General features: G+C 46.1%; 18 protein-coding genes and 1 tRNA gene. 10 read left to right on the top strand and 9 right to left on the bottom strand.

The window, feature by feature from the left end; translation table 11 throughout:
* Positions 1 to 314: 314 nt before the first annotated feature.
* The 4 genes from IV64_RS08260 to IV64_RS08245 all read left to right on the top strand — a co-directional run bounded on the left by IV64_RS08260 (position 315) and on the right by IV64_RS08245 (position 2,275).
* Positions 315 to 1,100 carry a DUF2812 domain-containing protein gene (locus IV64_RS08260; RefSeq protein WP_057706774.1) on the top strand — a complete coding sequence of 262 codons (786 nt, stop codon included), beginning with the start codon at positions 315 to 317 and terminating at the stop codon, positions 1,098 to 1,100.
* A gap of 99 nt (positions 1,101 to 1,199) precedes the next feature.
* A tRNA-Asn gene (locus tag IV64_RS08255) sits at positions 1,200 to 1,271 on the top strand.
* 219 nt (positions 1,272 to 1,490) lie between these two features.
* Complete coding sequence (locus tag IV64_RS08250) at positions 1,491 to 1,913, top strand: Spx/MgsR family RNA polymerase-binding regulatory protein (protein WP_057706773.1); 423 nt, start codon at positions 1,491 to 1,493, stop codon at positions 1,911 to 1,913.
* 146 nt (positions 1,914 to 2,059) lie between these two features.
* Entirely contained in the window at positions 2,060 to 2,275 is a 216-nt protein-coding gene (locus IV64_RS08245) for a hypothetical protein (protein WP_057706772.1), read from the top strand.
* Between the two features lie 703 nt (positions 2,276 to 2,978).
* On the opposite strand, the gene ppx is transcribed toward IV64_RS08245, so the two are convergent.
* The 4 genes from ppx to IV64_RS08225 form a co-directional block, all read right to left on the bottom strand.
* Positions 2,979 to 3,938 carry an exopolyphosphatase gene (ppx, locus tag IV64_RS08240; protein WP_057706771.1) on the bottom strand — a complete coding sequence of 320 codons (960 nt, stop codon included), beginning with the start codon at positions 3,936 to 3,938 and terminating at the stop codon, positions 2,979 to 2,981.
* A gap of 1 nt (position 3,939) precedes the next feature.
* On the bottom strand, positions 3,940 to 6,090 hold the full coding sequence (locus tag IV64_RS08235; RefSeq protein ID WP_057706770.1) for an RNA degradosome polyphosphate kinase: 2,151 nt from the start codon (positions 6,088 to 6,090) through the stop codon (positions 3,940 to 3,942).
* 2 nt (positions 6,091 to 6,092) lie between these two features.
* A complete protein-coding gene (locus IV64_RS08230; protein WP_057706769.1) occupies positions 6,093 to 7,622 on the bottom strand; it encodes a Ppx/GppA phosphatase family protein in 1,530 nt (509 codons plus the stop codon).
* A 199-nt stretch (positions 7,623 to 7,821) separates the two neighbouring features.
* Positions 7,822 to 8,631: a LicD family protein gene (locus IV64_RS08225; RefSeq protein ID WP_057706768.1), complete on the bottom strand. Its 810-nt coding sequence runs from the start codon at positions 8,629 to 8,631 to the stop codon at positions 7,822 to 7,824.
* Positions 8,632 to 8,807: 176 nt separating this feature from the next.
* Here IV64_RS08225 and IV64_RS08220 point away from each other — a divergent pair, with 176 nt between their 5' ends.
* Positions 8,808 to 9,287 carry a MarR family winged helix-turn-helix transcriptional regulator gene (locus tag IV64_RS08220; RefSeq protein WP_057706767.1) on the top strand — a complete coding sequence of 160 codons (480 nt, stop codon included), beginning with the start codon at positions 8,808 to 8,810 and terminating at the stop codon, positions 9,285 to 9,287.
* 48 nt (positions 9,288 to 9,335) lie between these two features.
* On the opposite strand, the gene IV64_RS14560 is transcribed toward IV64_RS08220, so the two are convergent.
* Positions 9,336 to 9,497 carry a hypothetical protein gene (locus IV64_RS14560; protein WP_157061108.1) on the bottom strand — a complete coding sequence of 54 codons (162 nt, stop codon included), beginning with the start codon at positions 9,495 to 9,497 and terminating at the stop codon, positions 9,336 to 9,338.
* A 228-nt stretch (positions 9,498 to 9,725) separates the two neighbouring features.
* On the opposite strand from IV64_RS14560, the gene IV64_RS08215 reads away from it, so the two are divergent.
* Positions 9,726 to 11,033, top strand: a complete 1,308-nt coding sequence (locus IV64_RS08215; protein ID WP_057706766.1) for an NCS2 family permease — start codon at positions 9,726 to 9,728, stop codon at positions 11,031 to 11,033.
* A gap of 86 nt (positions 11,034 to 11,119) precedes the next feature.
* On the opposite strand, the gene IV64_RS08210 is transcribed toward IV64_RS08215, so the two are convergent.
* Complete coding sequence (locus IV64_RS08210; protein WP_057706765.1) at positions 11,120 to 12,025, bottom strand: proline-specific peptidase family protein; 906 nt, start codon at positions 12,023 to 12,025, stop codon at positions 11,120 to 11,122.
* A 370-nt stretch (positions 12,026 to 12,395) separates the two neighbouring features.
* Here IV64_RS08210 and IV64_RS08205 point away from each other — a divergent pair, with 370 nt between their 5' ends.
* Positions 12,396 to 13,385, top strand: coding sequence for a biotin--[acetyl-CoA-carboxylase] ligase (locus IV64_RS08205; protein ID WP_057706764.1), 990 nt, complete (start codon positions 12,396 to 12,398; stop codon positions 13,383 to 13,385).
* Between the two features lie 317 nt (positions 13,386 to 13,702).
* Positions 13,703 to 15,670 (top strand): acyltransferase family protein, encoded by a 1,968-nt coding sequence (locus IV64_RS08200; protein ID WP_083491611.1) that lies wholly within the window; start codon positions 13,703 to 13,705, stop codon positions 15,668 to 15,670.
* A 729-nt stretch (positions 15,671 to 16,399) separates the two neighbouring features.
* Here the strand turns inward: IV64_RS08200 and IV64_RS08195 are convergent.
* Entirely contained in the window at positions 16,400 to 18,844 is a 2,445-nt protein-coding gene (locus IV64_RS08195; protein ID WP_057706763.1) for a Xaa-Pro dipeptidyl-peptidase, read from the bottom strand.
* A gap of 142 nt (positions 18,845 to 18,986) precedes the next feature.
* On the opposite strand from IV64_RS08195, the gene IV64_RS08190 reads away from it, so the two are divergent.
* Complete coding sequence (locus IV64_RS08190) at positions 18,987 to 19,388, top strand: OsmC family protein (protein WP_057706762.1); 402 nt, start codon at positions 18,987 to 18,989, stop codon at positions 19,386 to 19,388.
* Between the two features lie 81 nt (positions 19,389 to 19,469).
* On the opposite strand, the gene IV64_RS08185 is transcribed toward IV64_RS08190, so the two are convergent.
* Positions 19,470 to 19,772 carry a hypothetical protein gene (locus tag IV64_RS08185; protein WP_057706761.1) on the bottom strand — a complete coding sequence of 101 codons (303 nt, stop codon included), beginning with the start codon at positions 19,770 to 19,772 and terminating at the stop codon, positions 19,470 to 19,472.
* A gap of 215 nt (positions 19,773 to 19,987) precedes the next feature.
* Positions 19,988 to 21,388 (bottom strand): amino acid permease, encoded by a 1,401-nt coding sequence (locus IV64_RS08180; protein WP_057706760.1) that lies wholly within the window; start codon positions 21,386 to 21,388, stop codon positions 19,988 to 19,990.
* 327 nt (positions 21,389 to 21,715) lie between these two features.
* On the opposite strand from IV64_RS08180, the gene IV64_RS08175 reads away from it, so the two are divergent.
* The gene (locus tag IV64_RS08175; protein ID WP_057706759.1) at positions 21,716 to 22,534 is read left to right on the top strand and encodes a PfkB family carbohydrate kinase; all 819 of its coding nucleotides are present in this window, start codon (positions 21,716 to 21,718) and stop codon (positions 22,532 to 22,534) included.
* Positions 22,535 to 22,779: the final 245 nt, after the last annotated feature.

The raw sequence follows: 22,779 nt of genomic DNA, 5'->3' as shown, positions 1-22,779 counted from the left end.
TCAATTCCTCCAAAAATTATTTTTTTAACGAAAGTATTATGAATTGATACTAGCACGCCTACCGGATTTTGTGAATAAATATAAGTAATTTAATAAATCCTTGATAAGGATGGGTGACACGATAAATCATTTGGATTTAACTATACCAATTTGTTGAAATGGGAGTGAAAGCTTAAGGATGATTTTATGATAAAAGGTTGTTCAAATGGTTCGTAACCTAATCAAACGTAAATGTGAGAATGTTTTGATAAATAGACCAATCCGAATATAATTAGGATTCAATTTAGTAATTCTAATTTATAGGGGGTCCCGACATGCAAAAAACACGGTTCTTTTTAAAAGGTTCTGTCGCTGAAAATGTTTGGCTCAACCGGCAAGCACAGCGTGGGTATCAATTAACGGCTGTCAAAGGTATGACGTACCATTTCAAGGCCGTTGCGCATGCAGAAAAGGTATTAGCGGAATACTTACCCACCAAGACATTAACGGCGATGACCGACGTTTTTCACCCGCTGACGAGTTTCACGTTTCGTAACGGGAAGATGGCGGTGGCTTACTCACCGGTTCAACCGGCGCAGCGAATCGTCAGTGATGATAACCATTATCGCTTGGCCGTTTATCGACGTGCGCGGGAAGTTGCTCTGAATTGGATGAATGGCTGGGTCGTCGGTATTTGGCTCTTAATGTGTGTGGAGGTAGTGGCGACGACGCGGTTGACGGCAACGCCGATGCTAACGAACTTATTACTAGGATCGTTTGGCGTTGGTGCGGGACTGATCGTCGCCGCAATCGTTATTTGTGGGGTGGCGGCAGCTCGTTTTCACGGGCAGGTACGGCGATTGATTCGGGTTACCGGTGAAGATAAAGAAGCGTGGAAACCAACGATGCACGTGATCTTCAAGCACCAAAAGCAGGTTCCGGATACTGACGTGTGGGCCGATTTAGGATTGTGGCAACTGACCATGCAAAATCAGAAGGGAGAATACTACTATAATTTGCAAACGTATCTAAGCGAAGGAGAAATTAGAAACGCGATTGCAAAAATTATAAAACAAAAAGATTTTTCTGTGATGTCATGGCTTGGACTCTATCCGTTATAGGGATAGTCAGTTTATTAATTATGTGGAAATAATTTGAAAAAATTACGAAAAAGCTTGTAATTATGTTCAAAAGCGTGTATAAATACAGTCATAAGTTATTGCCCGGTAGTTCAGCGGTAGAATAATTGACTGTTAATCAAGAGGTCGCTGGTTCGATCCCAGCCCGGGCAGTTAGTGTCGTATAGTGGTAAAGCGGTATCTCATAGAGATACCGCTTTTGTCCGTTACGATTCTAAGGTAATTGTTAGGATAAAAATGGTCAAATAATCGTCACAAATAAATCAAGAAAAAAGTCCTGACAAACCTTGACTATTCTTGACTAATCTCGTATACTTACTATATAAAAGTAAGTGATAAAGTAACTTACTGTAAACTTAGGAGGAATTCATCGTGACAGTAAACTTATATTATTCAACATCCAGCAAGTCAAGCCGTAGTGCGCGTGCATGGTTGGTTGCAAACAACATTACTTTCAATGAACGCGATATTATTGCTAACCCTCTGGATCGCGATGAATTGAAACAAATCCTCCGGCTCACTGAAAATGGCTTCGAGGACATTGTTTCAACGCGTTCTAAGGCTTTCAAAGCACTGCACATTGACTTGTCTGACCTTGGCTTTAACCAATTGTTAGATTTATTAGTCGAAAAACCACAACTACTAAAGCGGCCAATCATTTATGATGGACGTCGTTTACAAATCGGCTACAACGAAGAAGATATTCGGGCATTCTTGCCACGTTCAGTGCGTAAGTCAGAATTACGCGAAATTCAACAAAAATTATACGATGACGACCAACAGGCAGTTGGGTAATCACCGTTAACGTGGGTGTCACTGTTATTTATAACGGTGGCACTTTTTTGTTGGTCTGAAATTTAAGCAAAATGGTTGGTTAAAGGTGAAACATTGCGTACAATATAATAGAAAAATACGAATTGAGAGTTAAAGGAGTTTTTGACATGAGTGAACAAGATCAAGTTGCGTGGGCGATTCAAGCCTTGAAGGATTTGCGTGCGGATGGTAACCAATACACCATTGACGGCATCATTAAGGTCCTTAGTGACCAACAGGCCGAAATTGAAAGTTTGCAGGGCTCGATGGAAGGACAATTATGGAGTCCAACTAGTTGGCATCAGGATCAAGCCGCACAACGCCAAGCTAAAAAAGAGCAATAATAGTAGCGATAGCTATTCCTAAGTATCCGCTTCGTCGGGTAGCCCTGGTGTGCTATGGGGGACGGTCCCAGCCGAAGTACGGTCTGCGACCTCGCTTCAAAGCCGACAACCCACGTCTTTGAAGCGCCCCGCAAGATTGGCGCAAAAGTCACCCGCCAATCTTGCCGACACAGCACACCAAGGCTACCCGACTGCGCTCAAAACAAACTAGTTTGTTTGAGTCTCAGGATACTGATACAGCCGTGATTTTAATTTATTAACTAAAGTTTGAAAAGCAAAAATGATTACTAATTAACTGATATAGCAACGTTAGCACCAATAAAATTGGTTGAGTTTTCCGTTTCCGGTCGTTACCAAGCATGGTTAGGTTGTTTTAAAGCAATCTTAGCGTAGCTGGCAGAGCCAGTGGGCCGTGTCGACACTGTTAGCTGGCGTTTTTTGCCAGGTTACAGTGCGGGGCGACTTGAAAGACTCGTTCTTTGAGGCTTTCAAGCGAGGCGGAAGACCGTTCTTTGTCTGCAGCCGACCCCATGGCCCACTGGCTCTGCCGGCGAAGCGCCGAAGATAGCTAAATTTTTCGGTAAGTCGTGCCATGGCAACGATTGAACTGGTTCTAGCACTTTCAATCTTTAGTTATTAATACAACCAAAAAATCTTCCTACAAGGCAGTTAGCCTTGTGGGAAGATTTTTTTAGTAACGAATTTAGTCCGCTGGCGCAGTTTGCTTCTTGTGAGCGGCTAGCTGGGTCAGGTGCTCGAACAGGATGCCTTCGCGCAACCCGTTTTGTGAGAAAATCATCCGATCGGAGTCTAAAAACCGCATGAGGGTGATGGCGGGAATCATGCCGCCGACAATAATATCGGCGCGATCCTTAGCCAGACCAGGGACTTCAGCTCGCTGAGCAGCGTCCTTGCCTAAGACTTCGTCAAAGGTCTCGTAGATTGCGGTGTCCCGCAGCCGGTAACCGTGAATGTCTTCAAAGTTTAAAAAGTCGTTTTTGCGCCGGTTGATCTTTGCCAAGGTGCGGTTGCTCCCGCCGAGACAAACCAAGGGAAGGTTTAACCCGTTGCGCAGCCACCAGACACTGTTAAACAGTTTATCCACAAAAGTCATCGTTTTAAAGAGCTCGTTAGCTGCGACCTTATCGCGCAAGTCGAACTTTTCTGATAGACTGACGGCCCCAATCGGCAAACTGATCAATTCCTTGGCTTGGCCGTTAATGATCAAGACGAGTTCACAACTACCGCCGCCCGTGTCGACCATCACACAGTTGGTCGTTGGTAGGGTGTTAACGACGCCCAGGTAATCATAATAGGCTTCGGTCGTCCCGGGAATAACATCGATGTCTAATCCGAGTTCGTTTTTGACTTGTTTCAAGAACTTCTTTTGGTTGCTAGCTTTACGCGTAGCTGCGGTCGCAACCGCGGTCAACGTTAAGTTGGGTAACTCGTCGTATACGGATTTAAATGATTTTAGTGCCGTCAGGGTACGTTCGATGGCGGCCGGCTGTAAAGTTGGCACCTCCCCGACACTTTCATTTTCGGATAGGCGCACCATTTCCTTGAGCCGGTGGGTTACGGCGTAACTACCATCCGGTTGGATCTGGGTAATCGTCATCCGACATGAGTTTGATCCGAGATCGATGACGGCAAAATTTTCCATACTACTCTTCCTCTCCGTTTAAGGGATTAGGTTCATTCTTAGGACTCATCATTGGAATGAATTGGTGACTGTTACTAGTACGTTGCGCTTCACTGTGGTCAGCTTGCGCTTCTTGTTCGGCTTCGTGAATGAAGTGGTCTTGAGAATCCAACATTTCTAAGCCCCGACCGTCAACTTTCGTGTAAGTGTTATCGGCTTGCAGTACCCGGGTCTTAACGTTGTCTTGCCACATCGTTTCAAAAATGGCCATGGCGCGCCGGCTGATTTCTGGCTGAAGCAGTGGGAAGAGTAATTCAACCCGCCGGTTAAGGTTCCGCGTCATCATGTCCGCGCTTGATAGGTAGATCTGTGGTTCGCCATCATTACTGAAATAGTAGATTCGGCTATGCTCCAACAGACGACCAATGATCGAATGCACTTCAATGTTATCAGAAACGCCCTTAATGCCCGTCTTTAAGCAGCAAATGCCTCGAATAATCAGCTGAACCTTAACGCCCGCATGGGATGCTTCGTAGAGCTTACTGATAATTTGCGGGTCGGACAGCGAGTTCATCTTCATCCGAACTAGCGACGGCTTGCCCGCTTTTGCGATGGCAATTTCATCATCAAGCTTTTCGTTGATAAAGTCGCGAATGCCGTCTGGTGAAATGTGTAGTTTGTGGAAATAAGGGGGTTCCGAATAGCCGGAAAGCATGTTGAAAATGTTGGAGGCGTCGATGCCCATGTCGGTATCAGCCGTGAACAGGCCCATGTCCGTGTAGAAGTGGGCGGTTACGTCGTTATAGTTCCCGGTCCCCATGTGCATGTAGCGTTTAATACCTTCATTTTCACGCCGAACGACTAAGGCTAACTTACAGTGCGTCTTTAGTCCAATTAAACCGTAGATGACGTGGCAGCCCATTTCTTCAAGCTTCTTGGCCCAGTGGACGTTGTTCTCTTCGTCAAACCGGGCTTTCACTTCGACTAGGACGGTCACTTGTTTGCCATTTTGTGCGGCTTGCCCGAGGTATTTGATAATCGGCGAATCCGCAGAAACCCGGTAAAGGGTCATCTTGATGGCCAAAACGTCGTGGTCTTCGGCGGCTTCGTGAATGAAGTCGACCACCGGTTTGAAGTCATCGTACGGATACTGCATCAAAACGTCGTGTTGCTTGATGATGTCAAAAATCGAGTGTTCTTGATAAACGGCCGGATAGTTTGCGTGGTACTTCGGGTAATTTAAGTCTTCGTGACCACTGACGGCCTTAACGAGTTTCGATAGAAAAGTTAAGTTCAACGGCCCGTTAATGACGTACAGCGCGCTTTCCTCGATGCCCAAAGCTTTAGATAGACGGGTCCGTTGGTGTTTACTCATGCTCTTTTCAACTTCTAGGCGCATGACTTTGCCCCGTTCACGCATCTTCAGTTGTTTTTGGACTTCCTTTAAGAGGTCGGACGTGTCTTCCTCGGCAACGTCTAAGTCCAAGTCGCGCATGACGCGGTAGGCACTGGTCTCTTTGACGGTGTAGTTGATGAAGAGTGACCCGACGAAAGCCTTGATAATATCTTCAATTAAGATGAATTGGTTAGGCTTACCCGGTAACGTTACGACCCGTGGGAAAACGTCGGGCACTTGAACCGTTGCAAATTTGCGATCCTTTTTATCGCCGTTTTTATAAATTCGTAACGCAATGTTGAGCGTGTTATTCCCAATGAATGGAAATGGTCGGGATGAGTCGTCGGCCATCGGCGTTAACGCTGGGTAAAGCTCATCGTCGAAGTAATTTTTAACAAAAGTGTGTTGCGCTTCGGACAAGTCGGCCATCTGTAAAAGGTGAATGTCGTGTTGTTCTAACAATGGTAACAGTGAGCGGTTCAACGTGTTGTATTGGCGCTTGACCATCTCGTGGGCCGTATCGCTGATGGCCTTCACTTGTTGTTCTGGCGACATGCCGGCAGGGTCGGGCTTGCTGTAGTTAACGGACATTAATTTACGGAGTGAGGCGACCCGGACGGTAAAGAATTCGTCGAGGTTGCTTTGGGTGATACCCAAGAAGCGAACGCGTTCTAGTAACGGGTTGTCCTTGTCGCGGGCTTCGTCCAATACTCGGTAGTTAAAATCGAGCCAGCTTAATTCACGGTTCGTATAATATTCTTCCTTGTGATAATTCATTTTTAACGTACCCCCCGAAGTTTAATAACTGGTGTTAGGCCGAAGACCTCCTTGAAGAATTCGGCTTTTTGCGCGAATACCCAATTCTCTAAAAACAGATCGTCGTGGGAGAAACAGGTAATAATGACGCGTGGATTTTTAATGGAGACTGAAATTTTACTGATCTTTTGTTTGCGACCGTCGTCCAACGCATCAGCAATTCGCAAGATAGCGGATAGCTTGGATACGAGCACGCGTTGTTGAAGCGTCATGTGTTCGAAGTGCTTTAAGTCTTTCGACGGGGTCTGGGCGCTGTGATAGCGGGAGATCATCGCAATCATTTTCTTTTCGTCGTCGGTCAGACCAGTGAGCTCAGTCGCACGTAAAATGTAATCCGAGTGCATGTAATGCTGGTGCGGATCGATGTAGCTTCCGACGTCGTGGACGATGGAGGCCACTTGTAGTAGTAGCCGGTCCCGCTTATCTAAGTGGTGGAGGGGCTTTAGCTGATCAAATAAGTGAAGGGAGAACTTCGTGACGAGGTCGCGGTGTTTCGGTTCAACGTTATAACGGTCAGCGATGTTTTTCGCTGCGGTAATGATTTGATCGTTGAAGTTATATTTTTTATAACCTAATTTAACCGCTTCTTGAATAATGAGGCCGTCTAAAACGGTTACGTTCCCCAACCAAATCTTCTGGGCGTTGGTGAGCTGAAGCAATTCGTTGATCAGTAAGAGTTCGGGCACGATTAAGCGCACGTCTTCTTCGTCCACTTCGTATTTGTCCATTAAATACTGATCAGACGCGTCGATAACGTCATCGTAGAGGGCTTGAAAATCAGCCTTGCTGAGTTCTTCGACACCGGCCTTAGATTGTTGTTGACGGAAGAGGGTGGCAAACGGAGCGACCCCCAACATCACCACGTTACTAGGTTCTTCCCGGCGACCGGGTAAGAAGCGTCCAAAGTCCGCAATTTGGCTTGAGATGTAGTCGTCTAGGACTTCAACGTAGTTTGGAACGCTAGATTGTAAATCTTCTAGCACCTCGGAAATCCGGACGGGTCCTAAGCGGAGACTACGAGAGAAGGCGAAGTTGCCCTGATCGTAATGGGAAATACCGACGCTTCCGGAATTGATCCCTAGTAAGTAGGTCGGTTCTTCAATCATCTGCTTAAAGCGTGGAAAGTGAACTGCAACGGCGGCTGAGCGTAAGTAGGTCTCCTGACTACTGGAGAGCCAGGAAATTTTGAGGCCGGTCCGAACTAGTAGCTGATCTTGGACGTAGTCGGCATTGTTGGCAGTGGATAATGACCATGATCCCCATAATCGATAGTCTTCCACGCCATAATCATTCATGATTTGGACAAAACCGGTCAGTGCGGACGCTGCCTCTTCGACTGAATCGTAGTTGATCGTGTGTTGATCGTAGATGTCTTCACCTAAAGCCACGTCGGAACGCACCCGTTCGACCTGTTTTAGGGTCCGTAAGTTAACGATTGAAAGCTCAATGTTTTGAACATTGATCATCATGATACCAAATAATTTTGCTGCCATTTAGATCCCCCATTTAAATGTTTTGATACCTTGTAAACGCGATGTCTAGTGAAATAATTCTTTTAATCTTAACACACGTTTAACAAGGGTGAAACGACGACTGAGTAGTTCATAATAATGTAAAGTAGCCAAAAAGGCTGGATACCAAAAAAGGCGTAGTCCGGCGGTTACGAGAACGCCTGAACCACGCTAGTTAAAACTATAAGATTTCGTGATTGTTAATAATCAGTTTGTTCAGATGTTTTTCAACTCGTTGATCGGTCGGTGGTAGTTGGAGATAGTCACCGTACATCCGGGTCAGAATCTGATCGTAAGCCCGGGGAATTTTAACCTGTAAATCTTCAAATGGCGCTGATTCCAATTCCGTAAGTTCTTGATAGGATAAGATTTCTTTATCGTAATCGTACTGCGAAGCGAGGTTTTTGTACGTCCGCGAATCAGATTGTTCGTATAAGCGCATATAACCTTCACGATCTTGTTTGTGGCCGTTGACTTCGGCTAACTGTTGCGGCGTCCGCTTCGTTAACAAATTACGAAGGGGCGTTTTGACGAAGTTATAGTTCAACCGCAGTAAAATCGCAGCGTCTTCCAAACGAAAGTGCATCATTTGGGAACGACGGAGGGCTTCGTCATCAGGAATCTTGTCGAAGGGAAAGATATCGACGAAGACGCCTTTAAACGCGTTATTGACGTTATTCTTTTCTTCAATATAAGTATTAACGTCAAGTAGCTTCATATAACTGAGACCGTAATCGGGATCACTAGCCCCCGTTTGTAAGAAGTATTGATCTGGATCAAGGTAGCGGTTCGCAACCGCGATAAAGCGCTGGTATTCACTGCGACGCATGCCGATGTCAATATCGTCGTCCCACGGGATGAAGCCGTGGTGCCGGATTGCGCCCAACAGTGAGCCACCAATTAAAAAGTAGTCGATTTTTTCGGTGTCACAAATGTTAATGACAGTTTGCATCAAGCGTAATTCGACTTGGTGCAAGGGTGTGAGGACCATGCAATCATCTCCTTTAGTAAGCGTTTCATCTACTATTATCATACTCCTTTGTCCGCTTGAAATGTTAGGCAGGATGCCTTACATGTCTAAAAAACGACAAAAGCTGGGCTGATATCAGTAAATTAGTTAAAGACGTGTTATATTTAGATAAAAGTCAGTGGGGTGACTGTAATATCATGAAAAATGTCGATTTGAGTAAATTATTAAATAGTTATTTTGAAGCGTATCAGGATGCCACTAAGAATATGGCGGACTTGGTGGCGTGGCCGTTGAGTCAAAATAAACTTTCGTTTGAGCAGTTTTTAATTTTGCGACGGATTACCGATAGTGACCAAGTGACATTAAACGATATTGCTGTTCAGCGGCAAGTGACGCGCAGTGCGATTTCGCGGCAAGTCAAAGCCCTGTTGACGCAGCACTACGTTTTTCAGGTGCCAGATCCGCAAGACCGCCGGCGACTCTATTTGCATTTGACTGAACGCGGACAACAGGTCGAAAATATTGTCAATCAAGCCATTACGAAACATTTTGATACATGGGTCAACCAGTTAGGTGCTGAGCAGATTGATCAGGTTTTAAAGATGATGGAAGGTTTTTGTCAGCAAGTTGCACAACTGGGCAAGAACCAAGACCAGCAACGACCAATCGCACACTAAAAAATCCGGAAAACATGGGGAGCAGTCCCCACGTTTTTCCGGATTTTTTTAGTGCTTAAAGAAGTTACAGTAAACACCCTCGCAAGCTTCTAAAAACATCCCGATGGCCATTATGTACATCGCAACCATGTTATTCATGGTAAAAACGAAGTAGAGTAAAACGGCGTATAAGATGAGAAAAAAGATGGCACTAAACTTGGAACTTGCCATATTGATCACGCTCCCCAGACAATTTTTGTAAATTATCCCTTACACCAACTCCATTCTAACGCTGCCAATTTAAATTGAAAGTGGAAAGTAAATCACAATAAAATTATTTAGTGTTCGGATATTGCTTTTAATTAAGAACAATGTTAGGATTAATTCTGTTATACAGAGCAGAAACACGAACGTTTACAATTGTGCTATTTCTATTATTTAAAATATTTGGAGGAAAACATGAATAAAATTGCAACGTATTTTAATTTTTCAGAATTGAAAACGTCCATGCGAACGGAAGTATTGGCCGGGTTAACGACCTTTGTCTCGATGGCTTACATCCTATTTGTTAATCCGAGTGTTCTTGGTGCTTCTGGAATGGATAAAGGGGCGGTGTTTACCGCGACTGCTTTAGCTTCCGCGCTAGGGTGTCTGATGATGGGGCTACTTGCGAAGTACCCAATCGCCATCGCGCCTGGGCTAGGCGTCAACGCCTTCTTTACTTACTCCGTTGTTATTGGGATGGGTGTGAAATGGCAGACGGCCTTAGCAGGGGTCTTCGTTGCCGGGTTAATCTTCATGTTGATCACCATCTTTAAGTTACGTGAAATGATCATTGATGCGATTCCGCGGGATATGAAATTAGCGATTTCTGCCGGAATTGGGTTCTTTATCGCTTTTATCGGGTTACACGGCGGTGGTTTGATCGTTGCGAATAAGTCGACGGTCGTTGGTTTAGGTTCATTGACGGTTGGGACGACTTGGTTAACCATCTTCGGGTTGATCGTCACGTTAATCTTGATGAGTCGTAAAGTTCCGGGTGGGATTTTCATCGGGATGGTCTTGACGTCCATCTTAGGATTGGTCACTGGTTTAATTAAGATGCCATCGACGGTGGTTTCCGCTGCGCCTTCATTAAAACCAACCTTTGGGGTCGCGCTGACTCACATTGGGGACATCAATTCATTACAATTAATTATCGTTGTCTTAACGTTCTTGTTGGTGACCTTCTTTGATACGGCTGGTACGCTGGTCGGATTGGCTGAACAAGCTGGTTTTATGCGTAATAACAAGATGCCACGGGTTGGGAAGGCGTTGATGGCTGACTCAACTTCCATGTTAGTTGGTTCCGTCTTGGGGACTTCACCAACTTCCGCGTACGTTGAATCTTCTGCCGGGATTGCGGTAGGGGGACGTTCCGGGATGAGTGCCGTTGTAACGGGAATTCTCTTCTTGTTTGGGCTATTCTTCTCACCATTATTGAACGTTGTGACGAGCCAAGTCACCGCACCGGCATTAATCATCGTTGGGGTGCTCATGGCCGAATCATTAAAGCAAATTAACTGGGAACGGTTTGAAATTGCCGTACCCGCATTCTTAACCGTGATTGGGATGCCGTTGACTTACAGTATCTCTGATGGGATCGCGTTAGGGTTTATCACTTACGTTATTACGATGGTCGCAACTAAGCATGGTAAGGAAGTCCATCCACTCATGTACGTGCTCTTCTTTATCTTTATCATCTACCTTTGGATATTAAACGTCTGATGTTTCAATGAAACGTTGACAATAAAAAAACGGTCATCAACTGAATTCAGCTGGTGACCGTTTTACTTTAGTCAAATTTCAAAAGACTACTTATTAAAGCTACCGTCTTCAACGTCCTTGATAAATTGTTTCAAGTGGTCGAAGTAGACCGGTGCGTTGTCGATCATGTGGTGGTGACCACCATTAGGCGTAGTGACTAACCGTGAATTTGGAATGTCGCGGGCCATCCGCCGTGCGGAGTCGAGTGGCATCGTTTCGTGTTCACCAAAGGTCAATAACGTTGGAACCTTGATGTTATGAATCTGGTCACGAACGTCCCATTCCTTAAGCTTCCCAGTGATGACGAATTCGTTATCGCCTTGGAAAGCGTTATAAACGGGTTTGGCCGTCGTGTCAATCAAATGACGAATTGACGTTGGCTGTTTACGGTCAACGTAGCCGGCATTTAAGACGTCCACGTATTTTTGGTATTGCGCATCGTCCCAATTGCCTTCCGCTTCTTTTTGCTTCATGTAGGCCACTGCATCGGCGGGAAGGGCGTCTTCACGAACTTTATTAACGTGCGTGACGTATTCTTCGATATTGTCGACCATGCTGGAGATAATGGCACCCTTTAAATGTTGACCATACTTGAGCGCGTACATCATGGTTAAGGCACCGCCCCATGATTGACCAATAAGGTAGAAGTTATCAAGGCCAAGCTTTTGCCGAACTTCTTCAACTTCATCGAGGAAGTAATCGTAAGTCAGGTATTTTTTGGCAATTTCAGGATCTGAATAGTCGGGCTGATCAGAGTACCAAGAACCTAACTGATCATACATGGAAACTTGAACGCCTAAGTCGGATAATTCATCACCGAAATTTTCCCAGTATTCGTGGTTACCACCTGGGCCACCGTGCAAGCAAAGTAATTGAATGTCGCCTTCACCCTGGGTATTGGTCCATAAATGGTAACCGTTATCCAGTGTGATGATCGTCGTTCCCTGTTTCAAATGATCACCTAATTTCTAAATATTTTAATCATTATCTTACCACTGATAGCGGATGACGGTCAAAAGAGGGGGTGGTATCTCATCAATAGTTGCGTGATAATAGATAACTGTGATTTATAGTATTAACGAATTAATGAAATATAGATTATGTAAAGGGGGCTGACAATTTCTGAAAAATAGTCTTGTTAAGTAGGCCAGATAAAGATTAAGGTTTGAGATGGCTTTGGCTTGACAACCGCTTACATTTTCAGGAATAATAGCTAAACTGATATTAGCAGAAAAATGTAATATTACATTTTTTCTATTCAATTGCGGTTAGTTAACCAATATGAAATAATGGGTTAACTAATGAGAAAAAGGTGAGATTGAGATGGCTAACCAGACCGAAGTATTACGGTTACTGATGGCTACGGCTCCAGATTACTGTTCTGGGGATCGGTTGGCTAGTGAACTAGCTATTAGTCGGACAGCCGTTTGGAAGGTGGTTCAGGGTTTACAAACGGCTGGTTATTCAATTGAAAGCCGGCATGGATTGGGTTATCGCTACGTTGAAAATAATCAATTGAGCGTGGCAGGCATTAAGAATGGTCTCAAATTATCACCAGTAGTTCAGTTAAACGTGTTACCATCAGTTGATTCGACCAATGCTTACCTGAAGCGGATGGCGACCCGAACACCACTAGTTGAACCGGTGGTCGTGGTTGCGGATACGCAAACGGCGGGGTATGGGCGTTCCGGACGGACGTTTTATTCACCAGGGCAAACGGGAATTTATCTTAGCATCGGATTGCCAGTCACGGCGAGTCAGCCGCTAAACGCGGGCTTGTTGACGACGAGTACGGCAGTTGTCGTTGCACAAACGTTACAGCAATTATTCAATGTTTCCGTAGAACTCAAGTGGGTGAACGACGTTTTAGTCAATCATCATAAAGTTGTTGGGATTATGTCGGAAGGCATTACTAATCTGGAAACTGGCCAGATCTCAACGGTAGTGGTCGGCATGGGAATTAACTTGACGACGGCGGCGTTTCCGACGGCGATTCAAAAGAAGGCGGGCGCTGTTTTGACACATCAAACGGCAATCACCAGGAATCAAGTCGTACGCACGTTGTTGCAGACTTTTTTTGATGGTTACCCGACGTACCGGACGGGCGATTTTATGCCAACTTACCGCAAGTTATCGATGGTGATCAACCAGCGGGTGGTTTTGAAAAGCGGCGTACAAACCTACGATGGCGTTGTTGAAGATATTGATCAAAATGGGGCCTTAGTGGTGCGGTTACCCGATGGTCGAACGCAACACTTCAGCAGTGGCGAGATTACAAAAGTTAACTTGTTAACGGGTCAGTATCATGGTTAAACGGGCAGAATGCGCAGATGAGTTGTTTTTGTAAGCTGAGGTAACTAATTCAGCTTAAATTGGTTATGGTTTAAATATCTCAACGGTATACCGCTGTGTACTGTTTTGCTTATTTTTATGAGTGGGTGTATGTCCTTAGATAACGGGCATAGATGGGGCAAGTGTTCAAACTACTCAATGAATACAACGGTTAATAAAAATAATTAAAAAAGAGATAATTATACTAGTCAGGTCTGTTATTGGCAGATTATAGTGGAAGCATTGGATACCAACGGGTACGTCGGTAAAGAAGAAATAGTTCAAGGGGTAATTAGAAAATGAGTGAAAATTTACGGAGAGTTAACATGAGCCGGACAATGACAAGAATGAACCGGCATCGAATGCGTCCTCGCCGTTACATCACCGGCTTTGATGGTATTCGAACATTGGCGGTTATTGGGGTTATCGTTTATCATTTAATGCCGGCGTCATTACAAGGTGGGTACTTAGGGGTACCAATCTTCTTCGTGGTCTCCGGGTACTTAATTACGGATATTTTATTACAAGACTGGTTGAATTACGGTCACGTGCGAATCGGCCGATTCTTAGGACACCGAATGCGGCGACTGTATCCGGCGTTTGTGACGATGTTACTAGGAACGACGGCCTACATTACGTTGTTTCAGCGTTCGTTGTTGAGCAACATTCGCGCGACCGTTGTGACCAATCTATTGTACGTGTATAACTGGTTTGAAATTGGCCATGGGCAGAGTTACTTTGACCGTTTTAACGGCGAATCACCATTTACCCATTTATGGTCATTATCGATTGAAGGTCAGTATTATCTTTTCTGGCCACTGATCATTGGACTATTAATGCTCATTTTCAAGAAACGCTCACGAATCTTTTGGTTCATGCTTGCGATGGCGGGAATTTCCGCGGTCGCCATGGCGTTGTTATACGATCCAGCCAATACGAACCGGGTTTACTACGGGACTGATACCCGGATGTTTGCCATCTTGATTGGTTCTGGCCTGGCCTTCGTTTGGCCGTCACGAGAATTGTCACCAGACATTGGTCATAGTAATCAGCTGACCTTGGATATCTTGGGCGGCGTCTCACTGGTCGTCTTAATCTGGATGTTTTTCCAGATGGCAGGGACGTCGGCATTCACTTATCGTGGCGGGATGTTACTATTCACCATCGTTTCAGCCGTGTTGGTTGCGACGGTTGCGCACCCCGGAAGCCACATGAACCGGTTATTGACTAATCCCGTATTTACCTATATTGGACAACGTAGTTACGGGATTTACCTGTATCAATTTCCAGTCATGATTTTCTATGAAACTAAAGTGAAAAACATCGGGGACCATCCCTTAGTCAACAGCTTAATTGAAGTTGCGTTAATTTTGTTGGTAACGGAACTAAGCTATCGCTTTATTGAAGATCCAATGCGTCATTACGATTACAGTCGCTTATGGACAGACTTCACTAACTTCTTGCGGGCACCTAAGTTCAACCGGGTTACTGGAACGATTACCGGGCTAACCATTATCCTATTCGTGATTACGGCAGTTGGGTTTGTGCAACAGCCAAGTAAATCAGCCGCAACGCAAAAAACGGACTTACAAAAGACTATTGATAAGAACACTAAAAATGCTAGCAAGAAAAACGCGGCCGCTTTGAAACGGCAAAAAGCCGCTGCTAAGGCCGCTAAGATTAAGACTGAACAGATGAAGACCAAAGCGGCGCTCGCCAAGTTATCCCCGAAACAGAAAAAGGTTGCTAAGGAATATAACTTGAAGCCACAAGTTGTCTTAGCCATGGGGACTACGGATTTGACCGCCATTGGTGATTCGGTGTTATTAGACGTTTCACCGGATCTGCAAGACGTTATTCCAGGTGCGGTTGTTCAAGGAAAGGTTGGTCGCCAAATCACGGACGTACCACCAATCATCAGTTCCCTTAAGCAACAAGGGCAGTTAGCACATAACGTTTTGATCAACATTGGGACGAACGGGACCATTACGAACGGCCAAGCGGAACAAGTGGTCAACATGATTGGCAAAGACCACCAGATTTTCTGGGTAACGGCCCACGTCCCAACTCAAAGTTGGCAACATCAGGTTAACACCCAGATCAAGAAGACGGCTGCGAACCATCCTAATGTTCACGTTGTGGATTGGTACAAGAAGGCGTTGAACCAGTCCGATTGGTTTGCTTCTGATAATGTCCATCCCAACACAGCTGGGAACCGCAAATTGACCAAGTTGATTGCCAATGAAATTGCATCGGTTAACAACTAAGGATTGCGTGCATAAAATAGATACATCAAACACCACCAGGTAACCTGATTAGGCTGCTTGGCGGTGTTTTATTTTGTTATTAAAGGCTGAAAGTACTAGAACTAGTTTAATCGCTACCCTGTTACTGTTTATCGCTAAAAAGGCAACAATTTTCGACGCTGCGCCAGCGGAACCAGTGGGCCATGGGGTCGGCTATAGACAAAGAACGGTCTTTCGCCTCGCTTGAAAGCCTCAAAGAACGAGTCTTTCAAGTCGCCCCGCACTGTAACCTGGCAAACAACGCCAGCTAACAGCGCCGACACGGCCCACTGGTTCTGCTGGCTACGCTAGGATTGTTTAAAAACCAACCCAGCGTAGCTTTCGGACGTCCAAAAGTGGGAAGCTTAATGAATCTATTGGTGTTAATGTTGCTATATCAATAAAATATTTGTTATCTGAGTCAACCTACAATCATTTGCCAGTAATAACACTAAAAACCCAGTGTTTTAGTGAAGTCAGGCAGGATTGGTGTGCTGTGGCGGCAATATTAGCCGGGGCCATTGGCTAATATTGCGGAGCGATTCAAAGACGTGGTTTGTCGGCTTGGAATCGAGGATCCCAGACCGCATTGTGGCTGGGACCGTCTCCCATAGCACACCGGTTCTGTCTGACGAAACGGCATGGTTAACTCAGTTAAAGGCTCGACAAAAAACGGTTGAGGATTTGATTCCTCAACCGTTTTTGTATGCGCTAGTTTTCGTCGATTGATTTGACCGGGATGTGCAATTGAATATCATTTAAGTTCAATGAATATTGTAAGTCCTGGTTACCGCGAATGGTCATCTTCATGTCGGTGCCATAGATGACTAAGCCAACTTGGTGCCCTTTGAGTAGGTGGTGGAAAATTGGCTGTAGATCAAGTTCAAAGTCGTAAAATTCGTTTGGCTGAATGGCTTCTGCGTGCCACGGGTGATGCCGATTTTGTAAGTTTAAGTGCCCCTTCGTAATCATTTTGAAAGGGGTTGCGGGTGCGAGCTTGAAGTCCTTTAAATCGTCTTCGCGCCAGTGGAACCCGAGATCGAGCGCTTTAGCGGCAATCATTTGTGGACTGACCGTTAACCGCTTGGCTTCACCAAAGTCGATCAGCATGAAGCTCAACATCCCAAAGTTTTTATTGACGGCGACGGATCCCTGAACGTGCGGACGACCGACAAGTAACTGGTCGCTAGGTGCCTGCCACGACTTGAATAGTAGTCGGTGGTCGTACAGTGGATTCGTCTTGGACTCGCTCAATAAGTCGGTTTGCCAAGCGTTCAAATCTTGTTGATAATGTTTGAATAGCTTGTCAGGCAACTTATCCGTGAAGTGGGCCGCACGTTGGTCAACGGGGTGATCAGCGGGAACGAGTTCTTTATATTGAACTTTGAAATCGAGTGACTGGGTGCTGTCTTGCCACCAATTATCGTAGCCGTGCCAAGTTTCAGCCTTAGTGTTGTCTTGCACTAAAACGTTTGGCAACAACGATTCAGCGTGATTGTCCAAGCCATAGAGTTCATGACTCAGCCAGAGGTTCATCATGTCGGTGAAGTCGAGTGACTGTAAGTTGTTGATGTAAATATGTTGTCCCTGATGCAAGATCAGTTTCTTGGTTACGGGAACTTTTTGAAGCTTATCCCAGAGGTTGGCAACGTTACGTGGCTTAACGTTCCAGTCGTTTAAACCGTGGACCATGACGATGTCAGCCTTGATTTTATCAACGTTCTTAAGGTAATTTCGCTCGTCCCAGTAGCGGTTATAGTTTCCAGTATCGCGGTCTTGGTCCTTGGTTAACTCGGCAAGCTTCTCGTCAAATTTAGATTGAATCCGATGAGCGTCGCCGGATTTTAGACTCCGTGAAAAGACTTCAGCGGCTAAAACGTCGGTATCTTCTCCTTGGAAGGTGTCCGGTGCCACAACGAGTCCGTTGTCACGGTAGTAATCGTACCAGCTGGAAATGGCGGCTTCTGAGATAATCGTCTTCAACCCATCGACACCGGTAGTGGCTGCGGCGGTCGCCAGCGTTCCTAGGTATGATCGGCCAGTCATCGCAACTGAACCGTTCGTCCACCAAGCTTTGATGGCAACGTCCGCGTCACGGTTAGTGAAGGCGTGACGTTTGCCAGTTAACCATTCGATGATGGCGACCGTTGACGTGGTTTCATCGATGTCACCAGTTGGCGCTAAGCCATCGGAGTCGACGGAACCGATCCCAGCAGCGTAAACGACGGCAAACCCGCGGGCTAAGAAGTAGTCGTTTAACGTATACGACTTTTCGCGGCCAAACGTTTCTTCGGCGTCGTCACTGGTCGTCTTAACCGGTCGTTCTGCCGGTAAATCTGGTGTCTGAGGTTGGTATTCAACGTCTTCATAAGTGTTAGTGTCAGGTGTTTTCGCGGTCAGCGGCACGTCGACGTTGTGCATTTGCGCCTCGCCAGCGTGGTCGTTGATACCTTGGTTATAAGGGCTAGCCGTATATAGGACCGGTACCTTCAACCCAGTGGCCGTCTCGGCCGGCCGCAAAATTTCGACCTTTAATAAGTCCCGTTTGCCGTCGTGGTCGGTATCTAAGGGGGCTTCAACGTAGACGACGTCGCGGATCAAGTCGTTCGTATTAAAGACGGCTTGCGCTTTGCCATTGAAAAACAAGGGCTTTTGTTCGTTAGGCAACTGGTAAAACGGCACAAAGTAGCCCCGTGCCGTTAACGCCTCAATCAACGTTTGACCGTTGTTCCCACGGGTATTTAAGAGCAAGTACCACGCGTAGTATAGGGATTCACGATCAAATGCGCTGTCGGCCACCATTGGGAGGTGGATGTCGCGCATTGCGAGCAGGGGATCAGCTAAGTCAAAGTCCTGCCCCGGTAAAAAGCCCAGCAGTTGGAGGCCAACGTTGTAAAAGACCTGGTTGTTAACGACGGTCGCGTTTTCTAACCATTCGTTCAAGTTGAGTTGGCTCGTCGCCATCAGGTTGGCAAACTTATGCTTGAGACCACTAGTCGTTTTGACTTCTGGAAAGCTCTCGGCCAACAGTGCCCGATAAACGGCCGGAACCGTGGTTAGGCTGGTCATTGCTGGTGTGATGAAATGAATTTTAGTGAGTTCCGCGATGGCCGCTTCTGAATCAGTCGGCACGATCGCAAATTGATTATTTATCATAGCAAACGTCCTCTAAAAGTTTAATTTACCTAACATTATACCGCTATTTCGCTGTGTGCAAACGCTTCTAAGGGACGGTCGAGTAAGTTTATGGTACTTTGATAGCTAAAGATAACTAACTTAGTGTGGGAGGGTGAACTTGATGGAGAAATTTCCAATTCTGTACACGACCCGGGCGATTAATGAAGATGGCCTGCAAGGGCGGGCTTACGTTCCAGACGGGCTAGCAGTACCGGTCGCTAGTCCGCTCAAAGACGTTCCCGGGACGAACCCGGAGCAACTGTTAGGCCTAGCGCTCAGCACGTGTCTGAACGCAACGCTAGCCGCCATTGAAGGCGAGCACAATCAACCGCATCAGAGTCGAGTCGTGACAACGGTCAGCATGAGCCGGGATCGTTTTGGCTATCAGTTCTTTGTGGATGCCCAAGTAACGATTCCAGAAGTTGATCCAGCCACGGCGAGTCACTGGTTGGCGTTAGCGGAACAGCGCTGTCCAGTTGCTAAGCTGCTTGGTGGGTCGACGAGCGTTAAGATTCACCTGTAAGCATTGATTAAACAAAAGATAGCGTATCAGAAATGCTTAAATGATTTCTGATACGCTATCTTTTGTTGTACATTTTCTAGATTAGTCTTCTGGGTGCAAGTGTTGCTTGATTTTTGCTGGTAGCGGCATGTGACAGTGGTGATTTTGCGCTACGGTCGAGACCTTTTCAACCTGCTGTAGGGCCAGCTGCTTGGTCTTTTCGCGTTCGATTTTTAGTTGCTTACTGAGCGCAAGCGTCTTATAAAAGCCGTGGGCAGCAACAACTACGGGAACGATGTGTAGTGCGGTCAATGCGGGAATCAGCCAAGGATCCTTTTCTAGAATCGTTAAAAATTGTTCGTGATGCGTACTAACATCGTTATGGATCATTTTAGGCGTTAACATCATGATCACCATCCTTTATTATTACCCACATCATACCTTAAAGTGGAACCGCTGTCATCGGGAACGGTTGATGGACACAAGTATTTGACTAAAAAAGCGGGCCTGAGAAAATTCTCAGACCCGTCATTGTAATTAGTATGGCACGTGGCAGTATCTAACTCCCACGCGACCTTAGCGTAGTGCCGTTAAGGTAAGAATGCAATTAATTGACTGCTTTATTTGGATTCAGCGTGGCCCATCTTGCTGTGACGGATGCCATAGCTGAAGTAGATGATTAGGCCGAGTACGAACCAAACTAACGATGCGACCCACGTTTCTAGGGAAAGCTGCGTCATCATGAAGAGACAGAGTAAACCAGAAACGATTGGCAGAACGGGGTAGAATGGCACCCGGAAGCCCTTGATCTGGTTCAACTTTGGATTCCGCCGCAATAGGATGATCCCAAAGGAAACGAAGGTAAAGGCAATCAATGTCCCGATGTTAACTAAGTTGGCCAGTTGTCCTAACGGAATGAAGCCACCTAAAATTGAGATGACGATGGTCACGGTCAGCATGGCGTACTTAGGCGCGTGGTGCTTGTCGATTTTACCTAAGAAGCTAGGAAGTAGACCGTCCCGGCCAATTGAGTAGAGTAACCGCGAGCTACTGTAAATCATTGTCACCATCATGGTGAACATCCCAGCTAAGGCCCCGATTGAGACAATCCCGGCAACAAAGTTTTGATGAACGAGTTGCAAGGCGAAGGTCACCGCGTCATCAACGTTGAGTAGCTTATATGAAACCATCCCGGTCAAAACGCCTGATACTAAGATGTAGAAAATTGTGCAGACGACCAAGGTCCCGATAATCCCAATCGGCATGTTGCGCTTGGCGTTTTTAACTTCGGCAGCTGATGAGGAAACGGCGTCAAATCCAAGGTAGGCGAAGAAGACCACCGCTGCCCCTTGGAAAATCCCTGAAACGCCAAACGGTGCGAATGGTGTCCAGTTGCTTGGTTTAACATAGAATGACCCAACGAGTAAGAAAATAACAATAATAGCAAGTTTTACGGCCACAATGATGTTGTTCAAACGAACGGACGTCTTCAAGCCTTCGTCGATGATCCAGGCAATCGCGCAGACGATTAAGATGGCCACTAAATTAACGTAGGTACCGTGTGCCGGGTCAAATGAACCGGTGATGGCTTTCGGCAATTTTAAGCCGAAGCCGGCGATAAACGAGTTAAAGTAAGCGGCCCAACCGACGGCCACCGCTGCGACAGCCAGGACGTATTCCAAGACGAGGGCCCAGCCGATGATCCAGCCGACCATTTCGCCGTAAACAATGTTACCGTACGAATAGGCGGAACCAGCGATGGGTAAGACCGATGCAAACTCGGCGTAACACATCGCGGCCACTGCACAGACGATGGCGGCAATGACGAAGGATAAAATAATTCCCGGACCAGCCTTAGTTGCGGCAACGGTCCCGGGAAGAATGAAGATCCCGGTCCCAATCACCGCGCCAATCCCGAGCGCAATCAAATCAACGGCGCTTAGGGTTCGCTCAAATTGACTATCTTTTTGTAAATAGCGCTCCAAGTTTTCCTTTTGGAAGATGCGCTGACGAATCCCCATAGAATGAACCACCTTTTTTTAGTTATTATTAACAGTCTTTTGTCAAAATTGACAATTTACTATGATAATATGATACCGTGAATAATAATTAAAAGTCAATTAGAATCTGGTTTTAATTATTAAGAACTTAGTCACTTTAACTGCTTGTGTTTTTGAACGCACCCGTGAGCGATGGGGTTACAGTCGCAAGGGATTCTGCTAGAATAATGAAAGGCTGAAAGTTAACTTGGATCACAGCTATTTTTTATCATTAGTCATGACCGGAGTTATTCAGCGCATCACTGTACATAGTTTGAAGAATGTAACGCTCTTAAAGGAGGAATTATTTTGGCATCAATTTTAGTGGCGGAAGACTTATCAGCGGTCGGCGGCATTTCGTTAAGTGCCGCGCTGCCCGTTTTAACGGCGATGCAGTACGACGTCGCCGCGTTACCAACGAGCCTACTTTCGACGCATACTAGCGGCTATGGGCGTCCGGCCGTTGTTGACTTATCAAGTTGGCTCCCCGCCGTGTTCAAACACTGGACGCAGGCCCAATTAAAATTTGACCAGGCTTTGATCGGGTACGTCGGTTCGGTCGAACTTTGCGGACTACTGACCGATTACTTGACCAACCAAAACTTGGATCTATTAGTCGTTGATCCGGTGCTTGGCGACTTAGGTAAACTTTATAGTGGTTTTGATCAGACCTACGTTGGTGCGATGCGGACGTTGATTAAATCGGCGGACGTCATTTTACCGAACGTGACGGAGGCCAGCTTATTGACGGACTTACCATATCAGCGCCACCCAGAATTAAAACCAACGTTAACGGCGTTGCAACGGTTATTGAAGCCGGGCGCCCACGCTGTCATCACGGATGTTGAACGTGACGACCACATTGGTTGCGCTTGGTTGGATGAGCGGGGCGATGTTCAGTACGTGGGACAGCCGCGCCTGCCGGGACATTACAACGGGACTGGTGACACGTTAGCGGCGGCCATTGCCGGTTTGTTGGGGCGAGGCTTTTCTCTGACGCGAAGCTTGGAACTCGCCAATCAGTGGCTCAACTTAGCGGTTGCCGAGACCTTGGACCAGCGTCGAACGGATGAGCGCCAAGGGGTTGCTTTGGGCCAGTTGTTACGGGCAATTTTGGCCTTAAATTAACGGCATATCATGTTATACTGAGTCGTAGTTGAAAAACTTAGGAGGAAGTAATCATTAACTAAAACATAGAAAAATGCAGAACTATGTAGAACAGAATACCAAGTTCTCCCACAGAGAGTAAATATGGAGGTGGCGAGCTTGGCAATGATTAAATCTAACGATAAGTCATCACAGTTCGTACGCTGTAAAAAGTGAAAACTTTCACTGCATCTTACCCGACCTAATCAGTCTTATTGATGCCAAAG

Source organism: Lactiplantibacillus xiangfangensis (genome assembly GCF_001438845.1).
Lineage (GTDB): Bacteria > Bacillota > Bacilli > Lactobacillales > Lactobacillaceae > Lactiplantibacillus > Lactiplantibacillus xiangfangensis.
Note: the sequence above shows the minus strand (reverse complement) of the source record. Positions and strands in the feature narration are given on the sequence as shown.

Bases quoted from the DNA above. Each gene is read 5' to 3' on its own strand.
- IV64_RS08260 (WP_057706774.1), top strand. From the start codon at position 315: ATGCAAAAAACACGGTTCTTTTTAAAAGGTTCTGTCGCTGAAAATGTT.
- IV64_RS08245 (WP_057706772.1), top strand. From the start codon at position 2,060: ATGAGTGAACAAGATCAAGTTGCGTGGGCGATTCAAGCCTTGAAGGAT.
- ppx (WP_057706771.1), bottom strand. From the start codon at position 3,938: ATGGAAAATTTTGCCGTCATCGATCTCGGATCAAACTCATGTCGGATG.
- IV64_RS08235 (WP_057706770.1), bottom strand. From the start codon at position 6,090: ATGAATTATCACAAGGAAGAATATTATACGAACCGTGAATTAAGCTGG.
- IV64_RS08230 (WP_057706769.1), bottom strand. From the start codon at position 7,622: ATGGCAGCAAAATTATTTGGTATCATGATGATCAATGTTCAAAACATT.
- IV64_RS08225 (WP_057706768.1), bottom strand. From the start codon at position 8,631: ATGGTCCTCACACCCTTGCACCAAGTCGAATTACGCTTGATGCAAACT.
- IV64_RS08220 (WP_057706767.1), top strand. From the start codon at position 8,808: ATGAAAAATGTCGATTTGAGTAAATTATTAAATAGTTATTTTGAAGCG.
- IV64_RS14560 (WP_157061108.1), bottom strand. From the start codon at position 9,497: ATGGCAAGTTCCAAGTTTAGTGCCATCTTTTTTCTCATCTTATACGCC.
- IV64_RS08215 (WP_057706766.1), top strand. From the start codon at position 9,726: ATGAATAAAATTGCAACGTATTTTAATTTTTCAGAATTGAAAACGTCC.
- IV64_RS08205 (WP_057706764.1), top strand. From the start codon at position 12,396: ATGGCTAACCAGACCGAAGTATTACGGTTACTGATGGCTACGGCTCCA.
- IV64_RS08200 (WP_083491611.1), top strand. From the start codon at position 13,703: ATGAGTGAAAATTTACGGAGAGTTAACATGAGCCGGACAATGACAAGA.
- IV64_RS08195 (WP_057706763.1), bottom strand. From the start codon at position 18,844: ATGATAAATAATCAATTTGCGATCGTGCCGACTGATTCAGAAGCGGCC.
- IV64_RS08190 (WP_057706762.1), top strand. From the start codon at position 18,987: ATGGAGAAATTTCCAATTCTGTACACGACCCGGGCGATTAATGAAGAT.
- IV64_RS08185 (WP_057706761.1), bottom strand. From the start codon at position 19,772: ATGTTAACGCCTAAAATGATCCATAACGATGTTAGTACGCATCACGAA.
- IV64_RS08180 (WP_057706760.1), bottom strand. From the start codon at position 21,388: ATGGGGATTCGTCAGCGCATCTTCCAAAAGGAAAACTTGGAGCGCTAT.